Below are 14,553 nucleotides of genomic sequence, written 5' to 3'. Positions count from 1 at the left end.
TCGTACGGGCGCGCTGCCGTGTCCGTTTTGGGTAGCCCGGTCGGCGGGGCTAACCTCGGCGGGTGAACTGGCTCGACGTCATCGGCTGGAGCGGCTCGGCGCTGCTGGTCTGGTCCCTGCTCCAGACCCGGGTGCTCCGGCTGCGCGCGCTGAACCTGGTCGGCTCCCTGGTGCTGATCGGCTACAACGCGGCCCTCGGGGTCTGGCCGGGCGTCGGGCTCAACGTGGTGATCGCGATCATCAACGTCCTCTACCTGCGCCGGATGCTCGCCACCCGGCACGACGAGCGGACCTACGAGGTGGTCGAGGTCGGCACCGACGACGGTTTCCTCGCCCACACGCTGCGCGTACACGCCGCCGACATCGCCCGGTTCAACCCCGGCTTCCGGTGGCACGGCGCCGACCCGGACCGGTCGGCCTTCCTGGTCGTACGGGCCGACGAGGTGGTCGGCGTGGTGCTGGTGACCCGGGTCGACGGGGACGTCGCCCGGATCGAACTCGACTACGTCACCCAGCGGTTCCGCGACTTCACCCCGGGCGAGTTCGTCTACCGGCGCAGCAGCCTGTTCACCGATCGCGGCTACCGCCGGGTGCTCACCCCGCCCGGCATGGTGGCGCCCTACTACGACCGGCTCGGGTTCCGCCGCGAGGGCGACTCGTACGTGCTCGACCTGCCCTCGGTCACCCCACCGGCCGCAACTGGAGCACGTCCATCCGACTGATCTCCGCGTCGGCGACCTCGTCGCTGACCGACCCCTGGTAGCTCGTCAGCACCTGGAACCGCTCGACCGGCAGGTAGGCCCGCCCCGGGTCGCCGACCAGCACCCGGGCGCCCCCGGCCGCCGACCGCTCCAGGAACGGCAGCATCCGCGTCGCCAGCCCCTGCCGGTAGAACACGTCACCGGCCAGGATCAGGTCCACCTCGGCCCGGTCACCGGCGAGCAGGTCACCGCCGGCCGGACGGACCCGGGTGTCGTTGGCGCGGGCGTTCATCCCGATCACCGCCAGCGCGTACGGGTCGATGTCGTTCGCGGCCACGGTGGCCGCCCCGGCGAGCGCGGCGGCGATCGCGGCCAGGCCGGAGCCGGCCGCCAGGTCCAGCACCCGCAGGCCGGCCACGACCTCGGGGTGGTCCAGCACGTACCGGGCCAGTGCCTGCCCACCGGGCCAGGCCGAGGCCCAGTACGGCGGCGGCAGCACGGTGCCCGCCTCGGCCTCCATCCGGGCCCACCAGACGATCGCGTCCTGGGCCAGGTGCAACCGCACCTCGGGTACGAACGGCACCTCGACCAGGTGGAGCCGGTCGAGCCCACCGGCGTCGACCCCGGAGACCTTGCTCTCGAGATCGGCAAGCGGGTCCGCCGGCCGTCTCGTCACCGACCAAGCATGACGTAGCGGCACCCGGGGAGCACGGATATCGGCCACCTGTCGCCGAGCCGCGACTTCGCGCCGCATCAACCGGGTCGGCCCGCTAGTGTCGGTGAGGTGTGGGACGACCACCGTCGCACACCCGTTAAGGAGATTTGAATGGCAACCGGCACCGTGAAGTGGTTCAACTCGGAAAAGGGCTTCGGCTTCATCGAACAGGACGGCGGGGGCCCGGACGTGTTCGTCCACTACTCCGCCATCGACAGCCAGGGTTACCGCGAGCTCAACGAGGGTCAGCAGGTCGAGTTCGAGGTCACTCAGGGACAGAAGGGCCCGCAGGCGGCGAATGTCCGGCCGCGCTGAGCCAACGGCGGCGGGCACCGAGCAGCACGACCCAGCCGACGGTCAGTCCGATCCCGACCGTGGCCACCATCGTGAACGACTCTCCGGGTAGCAGTCCACCCAGTGAGTTCGCCGCGGTGCCGAGCAGCACGTAGAGCCCGGCCCAGAGCGCGGCGCCCAACGCCGCGCAGGAGACGAAGCGGCGGTAGGACATCCGTAGACCACCGGCGGCCAGCGGCAGCAGCGCGTTGAACACCGGCAGGAACGGAGCCACCATCACCATCCGCCCACCACCACGGTGCAGGATGCCCTCGGCGGCGGCCCACCTCGCCTCGCCGATCCAGGCCCCGATCCGGCCGCGCCGGATCCGGTCACCGAACCAGCGTCCGGCGAGAAAGCTCAACGACCAGCCGAGCACGCAGCCGGCGATCACGCTGAGGTAGGCACCGGCGGGTCCACCCGGCCGGCCGGTGCCCACCACGGCGAGCACCGCGATGTCGCCCGGCACCAGCACGCCCACCAGCGGGATGGCGTCGAGCAGCATGATCGCGCCCAAGCCGGCGAGATACAGCGCGCTCGGTAACTCACCCAGTTGCGCCAACCAGTCCGTCACGTCCGCCCCCGCTGCCTCATGTATCCCACCGTAGGGGTGTAGGCAAACGATTACATCCGGGATAGTCCCCTGGTCCGACCCGCGAACCCCTGAGCCGAGTCAGGGTGCCCTCGAATTCCCGATTGGACCCGAAACTGTCTCACCATTGATTGCTGTCTCCGCCCCGAGCGGCTACGGTCAGCGGCCGTGGACGCTGACTTCCTCATCATCGGCGGTGGGATAGCTGGCGCCAGCGCGGGCTATCACCTGGCCGCGCACGGGCGGGTGGTCCTGCTGGAGATGGAGCCGGTGGCCGGCTACCACTCGACCGGCCGCTCGGCGGCGCTCTTCTCCGAGTACTACGGCGGCCCGGTGGTGCGTGCGCTCACCTCGGCCAGCCGGTCGTTCCTGGACGCGCCCCCGCCCGGTTTCAGTGCCACCCCGCTGCTGACCCCCCGGGGCGTGCTGGCCCTCTCGCCGGCCGGCGAGGACGAGAGCTTCGACGCGGCGCTCGCCGACGAACTGGCCGCGCCGACCCCGGCCCGGGAGATCGACCTCGACGAGGTGCAGCGCTACTGCCCGATCGTCCGCCCCGGGCGCTACCACCGGGCGATGGTCCGGCCGGCGGCCCAGGACATCGACGTCGACGCCCTGCACCAGGGCTTCCTGCGGGGCATCCGAGGCAACGGCGGCCGGGTGGTCCGCTCCGCCGGGGTGCGGTCGCTGACCCGGGTCGCCGGCGGTTGGCGGGCCGAGACCGGGGTCGGCCGGTTCACCGGGGTCCAGGTGGTCAACGCGGCCGGCGCCTGGGCCGACCAGGTGGCGGAACTGGCCGGGGTACGCCCGGTCGGTCTGACCCCGCTGCGGCGTACCGCGTTCCTGGTCGACCTGCCCGACGGCGTACGGGCGGAGCGGTGGCCGATGGTGTCGGATGTGGCCGAGACCTTCTACTTCAAACCGGAGTCGGGACGGCTGCTGATCTCGCCCGCCGACGCCACACCCACCCCGCCCGGCGACGTCCGACCCGACGACCTCGACATCGCGGTCGGCGCCGCCCGGGTGGAGGAGGCGACCACGCTGAACATCCGCCGGGTGCACCACGCCTGGGCCGGGCTGCGCACGGCGGCGACCGACGACGTGCCGGTGGTGGGGCGCTCCGCCGACGCGGAGGGTTTCCTCTGGCTGGCCGGGCTGAGCGGGTACGGGATGCAGGTGGCGCCGAGCCTCGGCCGGCTGCTGGCCACGCTGGCCACCGGCACCGCACCGGACCCACCGGAGATCGACCCGGCCCGGGTGGCACCGGACCGCTTCCAGTGACCGCTCAGGTAAGGAAGGGCCCCTTATTAACGCTATGCGTTAATAAGGGGCCCTTCCTTACCCGCATTCGGCTTGGGGCGTATTCGCTGTCGGCAGAAGGCACGCCGCCGTGCGCCGCCGGCCGCCTAGCGTGGTCGCATGGACAGGACCGCATTGGTCATCGGCGCGACCGGACAGGTCGGACGGGCGACCGTACGCGCCCTGGTGCGCGACGGGTGGCAGGTCCGGGCCGGCTCCCGGGGCAGCCGGGGCGGGCCACTGTGGCCGCTCGACTGGCACGTACACCCGGTGGCGCTGGACCGGGACAACGACCACGAACTGGTCGCGGCGGTCGGCGACGGGGTCGACCTGGTGGTCGACACGGTGGCGTACGGGGCCGTCCACGCCCGGCAACTGATCGACCTCGCCGACCGGATCGGCTCGGCGGTGGTGCTCTCCACCGCCGCCGTCTACCTCGACGACCGGGGACGGGCCTTCGGCGCCGACGGGGTCGAATTCCCGGTGCCGATCCCCGAGACCCAACCGACAACGGCGCCGGGCGTCGGCGACTACGCCGCCGAGAAGTCCGCCCTGGAACGGGAACTGCTCGTCGCCGGGGCGATCCTGCCGACCACCGTCCTGCGCGCGGGCGCCATCCACGGTCCGCACACCGTCCACCCCCGGGAGTGGCACTTCGTCAAGCGCGCCCTGGACCGGCGCCCGGCCCGGGTGCTCGCCTACGGCGGTGAGAGCCGCTTCCACCCGGTGTCGACCGCGAACCTGGCCGAGCTGATCCGGCTGGCCGCGGCCGAGCCGGGCGCCCGGGTGCTCAACGCCGCCGACCCGCGGGCCCCGACCGTACGGGAGATCGGCGCCGCCATCCACGCGGTGCTCGACCACGACGCCGACGAGATCCTGATCGACGGCCCGTCCCCGGCGCCGCCGGTGGGCGAGACACCCTGGTCGGCGGCGAGACCGGTGGTGCTGGACATGGGGGTGGCACAGCGGCAGCTCGGCTACCGTCCGGTCACCGGGTATGTCGAGTCTCTGCCGGAGACGGTGGCCTGGCTGGTGGATGCCACCCGCGACCGGGACTGGCGGTCGGTCTTCACCGACCTGGTGCACAACTACCGGACCGACTACTTCGACTACGCCGCCGAGGACGCCTGGCTGGCCCGGCACCGCTGACCTGTCCACCGGCGACGGTGGACGGTCCCGGTTCCGGGCCAGCGTCGACGGTCAGTTCTGCAGGTAGCCCTGGCTGACCCGGGCCTCGGCGAGCAGCCGGGCGAACGCCTCCGCGTTTCCCTCCACCAGCAGCGGTACGGTCGCGCCCCCACCGAGCGAGCGCAGGTAGTTGAACTCGACCGGGCCGATGTGGCGGACCTTGCCGCTGTCGTGCACGACGAAGATCGGGCTGGGGTTCTGGGTGGTGCTCTGGATGAGATACATGGGACGCACCTTTCTGGTGTCGATCTCCTAGTCGTCGATGATCCATCTGCGCCGGGGCCGCCCGGGGGCGACGGGCGCCCCGTCGTCCTCCGGATCGGCGAGTTCCTGTGCCCGGGCGACGATGTCCGGTTTCTGGGCGATGATGGCGGGGCCGGGACACTGGGGATGCCCCCAGTTCACGCCGCTCTCCGCCCCCATGCTGTGGTGGCCGAGACCCCGCCCCGAGGGACTGGTGGCGATCTGCAGCGGGATGTCGTAGACCTGGTGGGCGCGTACCAGCAGGCGCGCGTTGGCCTCGACCTGTTGCGCGGTGAGTTCGCCCGGGACGAAGCCCTCGTTCTCGACGCTGAGCCACGTGGGGTTCCCGGACCGCTGGGCCCAGGACCGGATGTCGGTGTCCACCATCTGCGCGATCCGTCCGTCCTTCGCGACCACGAAGTGTGACGAGACGCGGGCGGAGGGATTCTTCTGCCAGGCTATGGTGCCCTCGAAGTAGCCCTCGGCGATGTGCAGCACGATGCCGCGATGTTCGACCATCCGATCGCTGGCCTCGTTACCGTTCCTGTCGCCGTCACCCGAGTTGACGGTAGGGCCACGCCAGGTGGCGAGATCGGTCCAGAGTGCCATTGAATTCTCCTATCGGCGTGCCTTAACCCGGAATGGATTGACAATGCCGATCGTCCAACCTGTCCTAGTTGAGCGTATCGTCACCCGAACGCCGCTGACCAGGGCAAACGCATGCCAACTTCTGTCGCGCGCACGTCAGATCAACCGCCGGAACACTGCCGACAGTCGATCCACCGAGAATTCGATCAAAGGAGGCGACGGATCACGGAAAACGATTTTGGCGAATCCGGAAGCGCCCGCACCGCAGCGTCGACGTACGGGCGTTGTCGGTGCGACGGATGTGGTTCATCCGGTTCGCCGTACCGGGCGAGAGCCAGACCCCGCTCAGCCGATCGGCTGGGACGCCACCGGCGGCTTGCCGCGTACGGCCCGGTCCCGGGTCGCCCAGGCGATCATGAACACCACCGTCCAGAGCACCCCGAGCAGCATCGACGTGACCGTCTCGCTGGCCGAACTCCAACCGACGTAGAGCCGGGCCGAAGCGACCGTGACCACCCCGACCGCCGCCCCGGTCCAGGCGGCCACCGCGACCGGCCACCGGGTCTGCCGGGCCAGCAACCAGGCCAGGGTGCACAGACCCGCGGTCACGATCGCGTTCTGGTTCGGGAACGCCGCCACCGTCGTACCCGCCAGCGTCGGGGTGCGCTGTCCCGGCTGGGTCAGGTCGGCGACCAGGGCGAGCAGCACCAGCGGCAGCGACGCCCCGACCGTGCCGACCACGCTGACCAGGTCCGCCTGCCAGGGCCGGGACCGCCAGCCGACCAGCACCGCCACCAGGGCCACCGCGATGATCAGGAACGATCCCCGGAACACGTTCAGCACCGTGACCGCGGCGTCCACGGTGCCGTCGGCCCGCTGCTCCGCGAACCAGGCCGCGATCGCGTGGTCCACCACGTACAGGCCACTCTGGTGCACCACCACGCCGACCAGGTACGCCAGCCCGAGCCCGGTGGCGAAGAGCAGGCCGAGCCCGGCGACCAGATTGATCAACAGGGTCCAGCCCGGACCGATGTGCATCGCCAGCAGGAAGAACAACACCCCGTACCGGCCGGCGAGCCAACGCACCGGCGGCAACCTGCGGGCCCGGCCCAGGATCGCGCGTACGGGATCGGGGTTGCGGCCCAGCCACCGACCGACCAGGACGATCGCCACCACCGCGACCAGCAGCACCAGCACCGCCCCGGTCGCCTTGCCCAGATAGCTCGAAACCGTCTCGTACGACTCACCGGCCAGGTAACCGGCCACCACCGAACCGCCGACCCAGGTCAGCACCCCGGCCAGGTTCCACGGCGCGAACCGCCGGTACGGCATCCCGGCACTGCCGGCCAGCCGGGGCACCAGCGTGCGCGCGTACGCGATCCAGCGGGCCGCCAACACCGCCCGCCCACCGAGCCGGTCGAGCATCCGGTCCGCCTTCGCCCAGCGGTGCGCCCCGATCCGCTGGCCCCACTTGCTCGCCCGCAACCGGGGCCCGTTCTTGCGCCCGTTACGGAAAGCGACCGTGTCCCCGAGCAGCGCCGAAGAGATCATCACCACCAGCGCCGTACCAAGATCCAGGGTCCCGGTGTACGCCAGGAACCCGACCAGGAGCAGCGTCGCCTCGCTGGGCACCAACAGCCCCAGCACCAACAGGCCGGTCTCCCCCGCCACCAACGCCGCCGCGACCAGGTAGACCAGCAGCGGCGGGAGCTGCTCGAGCAGCGTCACCACCGAATGCATATCCACCCCCGGACCACGCCGGCCAGCATGACAGCCCGGGACAACCCTGTGACAGCGGTTTGGGGGAGATCCCGACCACCTCCGGGGTGACCCCGGCGCGAAGCCGCGCGGGGAGGAGGGAGGATAGGGGCATGCAGACCCGCGCCGACCTACGCAACGTCGCCATTATCGCTCACGTCGACCACGGCAAGACAACCCTGGTTGACGCCATGCTGCGACAGGCCGGTGCGTTCCACGCCCGAGCCGAGATGGCCGACCGGGTGATGGACTCGATGGACCTGGAGCGAGAAAAGGGCATCACCATTCTCGCCAAGAACACCGCCGTGAAGTACGTCCCGCCGGACGGCACCGACCCGGTGACGATCAACATCATCGACACCCCCGGCCACGCCGACTTCGGCGGCGAGGTCGAACGCGGCCTGACCATGGTCGACGGCGTCGTCCTCCTGGTCGACGCGAGCGAGGGCCCGCTGCCGCAGACCCGGTTCGTGCTCCGCAAGGCTCTCAAGGCCCGCATGCCGATCATCCTGGTGATCAACAAGGTGGACCGGCCGGACGCCCGGATCAAGGAGGTCGTGGACGACACCTACGAACTCTTCCTCGACCTGGACGCCGACGAGGAACAGATCGACTTCCCGATCATCTACGCCTGCGCCCGCGACGGCATCGCCTCGCTGACCATGCCCGCCGACGGCACCGTGCCGGACGACAGCACCTCCCTGGAGCCGCTGTTCCGCACCCTGCTCGGCACCATCCCGCCGCCGGCCTACACCGAGGACGCCCCGCTCCAGGCACACGTCACCAACCTCGACGCCTCGCCGTTCCTCGGCCGGCTCGCCCTCTGCCGGCTCCGCGAGGGCACCATCCGCAAGGGCGAGACCGTCGCCTGGTGCCGGATCGACGGCACCATCGAGCGGGTCCGGATCTCCGAACTGCTGATGACCGACGGCCTCGAACGCAAGCCCGCCGAGTCGGCCGGACCCGGTGACATCATCGCCGTCGCCGGCATCCCGAACATCATGATCGGCGAGACGCTGGCCAACCTCGAAGACCCACGGCCGCTGCCCCTGATCACCGTCGACGAACCGGCCATCTCGATGACCATCGGCACCAACACCTCGCCCCTGGTCGGCAAGGTCAAGGGCGCCAAGGTCACCGCCCGGATGGTCAAGGACCGGCTGGACAAGGAACTGATCGGCAACGTCTCGCTGCGGGTGCTGCCGACCGAACGACCGGACGCCTGGGAGGTCCAGGGCCGGGGCGAGCTCGCGCTGGCCATCCTGGTCGAGCAGATGCGCCGCGAGTCGTACGAACTCACCGTCGGCAAGCCGCAGGTCGTCACCCGGGAGATCGACGGCAAAACCTGCGAGCCGGTCGAACGGCTCACCATCGACGCCCCGGAGGAGTACCTCGGCGCCATCACCCAACTCCTCGCCACCCGCAAGGGCCGGATGGAGCAACTGGTCAACCACGGCACCGGCTGGATCCGGATGGAGTGGCTGGTCCCGGCCCGTGGCCTGATCGGCTTCCGGACCGAGTTCCTCACCGACACCCGGGGCACCGGCATCCTGCACCACGTCTTCGAGTCCTACGAGCCGTGGTTCGGCGAGCTGCGTACCCGCAACAACGGCTCGCTCGTCGCCGACCGGGCCGGCGTGGTCACCCCGTTCGCGATGATGAACCTCCAGGAGCGCGGCACCCTCTTCGTCGAGCCCACCAGCGAGGTCTACGAGGGCATGCTGGTCGGTGAGAACTCCCGCTCCGACGACATGGACGTCAACATCACCAAGGAGAAGAAGCTCACCAACATGCGCTCCTCCACGAGCGACGAGACCGAGAAGCTGATCCCGCCGCGCAAGCTGTCGCTGGAGCAGGCCCTCGAGTTCTGCCGCGAGGACGAGTGCGTCGAGGTGACGCCGAACGCGATCCGGCTGCGCAAGGTCGTCCTCGACCAGAACGCCCGCGGCCGGGCCGCCGCCCGCCGCAAGCACGCCGGCTGACCCACTCCCCCGCCACCGTCCCGGCCAGCCGCTGATCGACTACGGTCGGCGGCATGACCTGGGACAGGCTCGACCAGGAGCTGGCCGGCACGAACGGCACGGTCTCGGTGTACGCGGGGCGGCTCGACGCCGCACCCGCGTACACCCGACTGCCGGACGTGACCCACTACGCCGCCAGCACCATGAAGATCGCCGTACTCGCCGCCCTCTACCGGGCCGCCGACACCGGCACGCTCGACCTGGACACCCCGGTTCCGGTGAAGAACGAGTTCCACTCGGCCCGCCCCGGCGCACCCCGCTTCCGCTGCAAACCCGGCAACGACAACGACCCCGCCGTCTGGGCCCGGGTCGACGGCCACAGCCCCCTGCGCTGGCTCGCCGAACGCATGATCGTCAAATCCAGCAACCTCGCCACCAACCTGCTCCTCGACCACGTCGGCCTACCCGCCGTCGCCACCGTCTGGGCGCTGGCCGGCGCCCGGCACAGCCACACCGGCCGGGGCATCGAGGACTTCGCCGCCCGCGACGCCGGCATCGACAACCCGGTCACCGCCGCCGACCTGGCCGCCCTGCTCGGCACCATCGCCCGGGGCGCCCGGGAACCCGGACCGCTGGCCACCCCGGCGACCTGCGCCGCCATGCTCGACGTCCTGCTCGCCCAGGAACACCACGAAGACCTCGCCGCCGGACTGCCGCCCGGAACCCGGGTCGCCCTCAAGAACGGCTGGGTACGCGGCATCCGGCACGCCGCCGGGGTGGTCCTCCCCGACGACGCGCCCCCGTACACCCTGGTGGTCTGCACCAGCGACCACCCGGACGGCCGGGGGATCACCCGGACCGACCCGGACACCGCCGCCCGGCGCCTGATCGCCCACGTCTCCGCCACCGTCTGGACCGCCCGGCACGACCTCCGACCAGCGGCACCGGAAACCGACCCGAAACGGTGAACACCCGCCGATAGGGTGCCGCCATGGCCATCGCCTCCGTCCGCACCCACCGGCTCACCGCCCCGCTGCACACCCCGTTCGTCACCGCGCTGCGCCGCACGACCACGGTCGAAACCCTGGTCGTCGAGGTCGTCGACAGCGACGGGCGGTCCGGCTTCGGCGAGGCACCACAGGTCTGGCAGGTGACCGGCGCCTCCACCGCCGGCGCCGACGCCTGCGTGACCCAAATGCTCGCCCCGCTGCTCGTCGGCCGGGACCCCGACGACCTGGTCACCCGCTGCGCCGACGTACGCCGCGCGGTCGCCGGCAACGAGGCCGCCAAGGCCGCAACCGACACCGCCCTGCACGACCTGGCCGCCCGACGCCTCGGCGTACCCCTGGTCCGGCTCCTCGGCGGTACGACCCTGCGGGTCCCGACCGACGTCACCCTCGCCGCCGGCGAGGCCGACGCGCTCGCCCGCGCCACCGGCCAACGGGTCGCCGAGGGGTTCACCGTGCTGAAACTCAAGGTCGGCGCGGACCCCGGGGGTGACCTGGCCCGGGTACGCGCGGTCCGGGCGGCCGCCGGGCCGACCGTGCGGATCCGGCTCGACGCCAACCAGGGCTGGACCCCACGGGAGGCGGTCCGGATCATCCGCGACATCGAGGACGCCGACCTGGACGTGGAGTTCGTCGAACAACCGGTGTCCCGCTGGGACCTGGACGGGCTGGCCTGGGTCAGCGACCGGGTCACCGTGCCCGTCCTCGCCGACGAGGCCGTCTTCGGGCTGCGCGACCTGGTCGCCGTCATCGGGCGCCGGGCCGCCGACATGGTCAACGTCAAACTCGCCAAGTGCGGCGGCCTGGGACCCGCCCGCAGCCTGCTGGACCTGGCCGCCGCACACGAGATGGGCACCATCGTCGGCTCGATGATGGAGAGCCCGATCGGGGTCGGCGCCGCCGCCAGCCTGGTCGCCGCGTACGGCACCAGCGCCACCTCGGACCTGGACGCCGCCTGGTGGCTCGCCTCGTCGCCGGTACGCGGCGGCGTCCGCTACGAAGGCGCCACCGTCGTCCTGCCCGACGCCCCCGGACTCGGCGTCGACCTCGACCACCTCGACCACCCGTCGAAGGACGGCGGCTGACCGGAAGCTCTGCTCGACCCGGGCGCGGCTGCCGGGTCAGGCAAGGAAGAACATCGATCCTTGCCGGTCGCCGGCCCGTTCCGTAGGGTCGGCCGGAAAGGCCGGGGGAGGTTGGTCCCAGGTGAGAGCATCGCGAACGGGCGCCGGATCACGGGCGAGGACAGCCCCGCCCACGCACGCGGCGCCGCCGGCAGCCGGAAGGAACGAGGTACGGGCGGGTCGGGAGGCCGTCGTCCGGGTGGCCGTCGCCACCCTCTGGGCCGGCCCGGAGGCCGTCCGGCCCGTCGACGGGCCGGCACTCGCCCCGAGCAGCACCGACATCCCGGCCTGGATCGCCGCCATGACCGACGACCAGCAGGTCGGCGACTGTGTGCTGAGCCAGCTACTGCTCGGCGAGCGGGTGCTGGTCGAGGAGATCCGGCCCGACGGGTGGGCCCGGCTGATCGCCACCGAACAACCCGCCGCCAAGCTCGACCCGCGCGGTTATCCCGGCTGGATGCCGGTCGGGCAGCTCGCCACCGCACCGGACGCCCCCGACACCGCCGCACCACTGGTGGTCGACGCCACCGCCACCGCGCTGCACGCCGCACCGGCGGGTCCGGTGGTGGTCCCCGGGGTTGTCCTCGGCACCCGGCTGACCCCGGTCGGCCCCCGCCGGGACGGCTGGTGCCCGGTCCACGCGCCCGGCCACGAGCAGCCGCTCTGGGCACCGGAGCAGCACCTCGCCGTGCTCCCCGAGCGCCCGGCGACGGCGGTCGAGGTGCTGGCGGCGGCACGTCGGCTACGGGACGCGATCTACCTCTGGGGCGGCGTCTCCGCGTACGGCATCGACTGCTCCGGGCTGGTCCACCTCTCCTGGCGACGGTTCGGCGTACGGCTGCCCCGCGACGCCGACGACCAGGCGAACGCCACCACACCGGTGCCGTTCGGCGCGGAACGCCCCGGCGACCTCTACCTCTTCGCCCGCCCCGGCCAGCACGTGCACCACGTCGGCATCGTCAGCACCACACCGGTCGACGGTGACCACCGGCGGATGCTGCACGCCTCCTACAGCCAACGTCGGGTGCTGGAGGAGTCGTTGACGGCGGACCGGGAGGCGACCCTGGTCGGGGTGCACCGGGTCGGCCTCCCGCCGGACTGACGAGCCGGCCGCGCGACGTACCAACGCACGGGACTGACGAGCCGGCCGCGCGACGTACCAACGTGCCGGACCGACGAGCCGGCCGCGCGACCGGTGGGTCAGCGGCCGGCCGAGGCGAGCTCCTTGCGCCGGTCGCTGGCCGACTTGATCAGGCTGGCCACGGTCGCCACCGCCAGCGTGCCCAGGATGACCACCAGGGAGAGCCAGATCGGCACGTGCGGCGCCCAGCCCACGTGCTCGCCACCGTTGACAAACGGCAGGTTGTTGTCGGCGAGCGCCTCCAGCACCAGCTTCACCCCGATGAAGCCGAGTACCACCGCGAGGCCGATGTTGAGGTAGACCAGCCGGTCGAGCAGCCCGCCGAGCAGGAAGTAGAGCTGCCGCAGACCCATCAGCGCGAACACGTTCGCGGTGAAGACCAGGTACGGGTCCTGGGTGATGCCGAAGATCGCCGGGATCGAGTCGAGGGCGAAGATCAGGTCGGTGGTGCCGATCGCGATCATCACGATCAGCAGCGGGGTGAAGAGCCGTCGCCCGTTCTCCCGTACGGTCAGGTGGCCACCGGCGAAGTCGGTCGAGATCGGCAACGCCCGCCGGCTCCACCGGATCAGCAGGTTCTCCTTGAAGTCCTCCTCCTCCGGCTCGCCCTGGCGGAAGAAGTTGATCGCGGTGTAGACCAGGAACGCGCCGAAGATGTAGAACACCCAGGAGAACTGCGAGATCAGCGCGGCTCCCGCGGCGATGAAGCCGCCCCGCATCACCAGCGCCAGCACGATGCCGATGAGCAGCACCTTCTGCTGGTACTGGCGGGGAACCGCGAAGCGACCCATGATGATCACGAAGACGAAGAGGTTGTCCACCGAGAGGCTGTACTCGGTGAGCCAGCCGGTGTAGAACTCGGTCGCCGTGGAGAGATCCCTGGTCAACCACAGCCCGACCCCGAACAGCAGGGCGAGCAGGACGTAGAAGCCGACCCAGAGGCTGGACTCCCGAATACTCGGCTCGTGCGGCCGGCGCCCGATGATCAGCAGATCAACGGACAGCAACGCGCCCAGCGCGACCAGCGTTACGACCCACACCCAGGTGGACACGTTCAGATCATTCCTCCGGCAGGCACTCGGCACACCCGAAACGGCACACCCGTCGGGGCGTGCCGTGGTCGGTGGTGCCGAGTGTGGTGACTGTCGGAGGTCTCTTCCACCGGCGGCAGTCGCGATGTGCCACCTGCCGCCGACCGACGGGCCGGGTCACCCACCGGACGAACCGGTGACCGACCGTGCTGACGACGCCGCCGCAGGGGAATACTCCCCTCCTCGGCTTCATCATCCCCCATCCCGGACGGGTCGGGCACCTCGGGCCGATGCGTTCTTGCCCACCTTCACGTTCGCCCTCGTTCACCTTCACGTTCCGTTCCGCCCACCTCACCCCCGCTGCGGCTTCCTAGGAGGCTAGGTGTCAGAGGTCGTCGGGGCATTCGGTGGTGCGGTCGTCACGTCGTCGGGCCGTCCGGTCGTTCGGTCGTCAGGTCGTTCGGTGGCCAGGTCGTTCGGTCGTTCGGTCGTCAGGTCGTTCGGTGCTTGGGAACGGTCGCCCCGGGGTGGGATGGCTTGGGCGACCGTGCGAGGCTGTTCCGATGGTGCTCGAGGTTGCCCTGATCGATGTCATTCCCGGCCGCGAGGACGAGTTCGCCGCCGCGTACGCCGAAGGGCACCGGACCCTGCACGGCACGCCCGGTTGCCGCTCGATCCGGATGACCCGGGGCATCGAGTCGCCGTCCCGGTTTGTCCTGCTGGTGGAGTGGGATTCGGTCGCGGCGCACGAGGAGAATTTCCGCGCCACCGAACGGTTCGTCACCTGGCGTGGACTCATCGGCCCGTTCTTCGCCGCGCCGCCGGTGGTCGAGCACTTCACCGACGTACCGGCCTGAGGCTCCTCGTTCTGTCGT

General features: G+C 71.1%; 15 protein-coding genes. 9 read left to right on the top strand and 6 right to left on the bottom strand.

Annotation, left to right across the window (positions count from 1 at the left end):
• Window positions 1-62 precede the first annotated feature (62 nt).
• Window positions 63-722: a YgjV family protein gene (locus tag ACI2K4_RS18020; RefSeq protein ID WP_404512672.1), complete on the top strand. Its 660-nt coding sequence runs from the start codon at window positions 63-65 to the stop codon at window positions 720-722.
• Here the strand turns inward: ACI2K4_RS18020 and ACI2K4_RS18015 are convergent.
• Window positions 682-1,377, bottom strand: a complete 696-nt coding sequence (locus ACI2K4_RS18015; RefSeq protein ID WP_404512670.1) for a class I SAM-dependent methyltransferase — start codon at window positions 1,375-1,377, stop codon at window positions 682-684. The two genes, ACI2K4_RS18020 and ACI2K4_RS18015, sit on opposite strands and share 41 nt — an antisense overlap.
• Window positions 1,378-1,527: 150 nt before the next feature.
• Here ACI2K4_RS18015 and ACI2K4_RS18010 point away from each other — a divergent pair, with 150 nt between their 5' ends.
• On the top strand, window positions 1,528-1,731 hold the full coding sequence (locus ACI2K4_RS18010; RefSeq protein ID WP_121155518.1) for a cold-shock protein: 204 nt from the start codon (window positions 1,528-1,530) through the stop codon (window positions 1,729-1,731).
• Here the strand turns inward: ACI2K4_RS18010 and ACI2K4_RS18005 are convergent.
• A complete protein-coding gene (locus ACI2K4_RS18005) occupies window positions 1,682-2,323 on the bottom strand; it encodes a DedA family protein (RefSeq protein WP_404512668.1) in 642 nt (213 codons plus the stop codon). The two genes, ACI2K4_RS18010 and ACI2K4_RS18005, sit on opposite strands and share 50 nt — an antisense overlap.
• A 186-nt stretch (window positions 2,324-2,509) precedes the next feature.
• Between ACI2K4_RS18005 and ACI2K4_RS18000 the strand changes: the two genes are divergently transcribed.
• Window positions 2,510-3,619 (top strand): NAD(P)/FAD-dependent oxidoreductase, encoded by a 1,110-nt coding sequence (locus tag ACI2K4_RS18000; RefSeq protein ID WP_404512666.1) that lies wholly within the window; start codon window positions 2,510-2,512, stop codon window positions 3,617-3,619.
• Window positions 3,620-3,757: 138 nt separating this feature from the next.
• On the top strand, window positions 3,758-4,786 hold the full coding sequence (locus tag ACI2K4_RS17995) for an NAD-dependent epimerase/dehydratase family protein (protein ID WP_404512664.1): 1,029 nt from the start codon (window positions 3,758-3,760) through the stop codon (window positions 4,784-4,786).
• A gap of 51 nt (window positions 4,787-4,837) precedes the next feature.
• Here ACI2K4_RS17995 and ACI2K4_RS17990 read toward each other — a convergent pair whose 3' ends face one another.
• The 3 genes from ACI2K4_RS17990 to ACI2K4_RS17980 form a co-directional block, all read right to left on the bottom strand.
• A complete protein-coding gene (locus ACI2K4_RS17990) occupies window positions 4,838-5,050 on the bottom strand; it encodes a hypothetical protein (protein ID WP_404512662.1) in 213 nt (70 codons plus the stop codon).
• A gap of 27 nt (window positions 5,051-5,077) precedes the next feature.
• Complete coding sequence (locus ACI2K4_RS17985; RefSeq protein ID WP_404512660.1) at window positions 5,078-5,677, bottom strand: N-acetylmuramoyl-L-alanine amidase; 600 nt, start codon at window positions 5,675-5,677, stop codon at window positions 5,078-5,080.
• Between the two features lie 324 nt (window positions 5,678-6,001).
• Window positions 6,002-7,396, bottom strand: a complete 1,395-nt coding sequence (locus ACI2K4_RS17980) for a DedA family protein (protein ID WP_404512982.1) — start codon at window positions 7,394-7,396, stop codon at window positions 6,002-6,004.
• Window positions 7,397-7,527: 131 nt separating this feature from the next.
• Here ACI2K4_RS17980 and typA point away from each other — a divergent pair, with 131 nt between their 5' ends.
• From typA to ACI2K4_RS17960, 4 genes are all read left to right on the top strand, one after another.
• Window positions 7,528-9,396 (top strand): translational GTPase TypA, encoded by a 1,869-nt coding sequence (gene typA, locus ACI2K4_RS17975; RefSeq protein ID WP_404512658.1) that lies wholly within the window; start codon window positions 7,528-7,530, stop codon window positions 9,394-9,396.
• A 53-nt stretch (window positions 9,397-9,449) separates the two neighbouring features.
• Window positions 9,450-10,343 (top strand): serine hydrolase, encoded by an 894-nt coding sequence (locus ACI2K4_RS17970; RefSeq protein WP_404512656.1) that lies wholly within the window; start codon window positions 9,450-9,452, stop codon window positions 10,341-10,343.
• 23 nt (window positions 10,344-10,366) lie between these two features.
• On the top strand, window positions 10,367-11,467 hold the full coding sequence (locus ACI2K4_RS17965) for a mandelate racemase/muconate lactonizing enzyme family protein (protein WP_404512654.1): 1,101 nt from the start codon (window positions 10,367-10,369) through the stop codon (window positions 11,465-11,467).
• Window positions 11,468-11,588: 121 nt separating this feature from the next.
• The gene (locus tag ACI2K4_RS17960; protein WP_404512652.1) at window positions 11,589-12,608 is read left to right on the top strand and encodes an NlpC/P60 family protein; all 1,020 of its coding nucleotides are present in this window, start codon (window positions 11,589-11,591) and stop codon (window positions 12,606-12,608) included.
• 98 nt (window positions 12,609-12,706) lie between these two features.
• On the opposite strand, the gene ACI2K4_RS17955 is transcribed toward ACI2K4_RS17960, so the two are convergent.
• Complete coding sequence (locus ACI2K4_RS17955) at window positions 12,707-13,705, bottom strand: TerC family protein (protein ID WP_404512981.1); 999 nt, start codon at window positions 13,703-13,705, stop codon at window positions 12,707-12,709.
• Between the two features lie 536 nt (window positions 13,706-14,241).
• Here ACI2K4_RS17955 and ACI2K4_RS17950 point away from each other — a divergent pair.
• Entirely contained in the window at window positions 14,242-14,535 is a 294-nt protein-coding gene (locus tag ACI2K4_RS17950; protein ID WP_404512650.1) for an antibiotic biosynthesis monooxygenase family protein, read from the top strand.
• Window positions 14,536-14,553: the final 18 nt, after the last annotated feature.

Origin of the sequence: Micromonospora sp. NPDC050397, from assembly GCF_044901685.1 — a bacterium.
GTDB lineage: Bacteria > Actinomycetota > Actinomycetes > Mycobacteriales > Micromonosporaceae > Micromonospora_G.
This window is presented reverse-complemented; position numbering and strand designations above follow the sequence as displayed.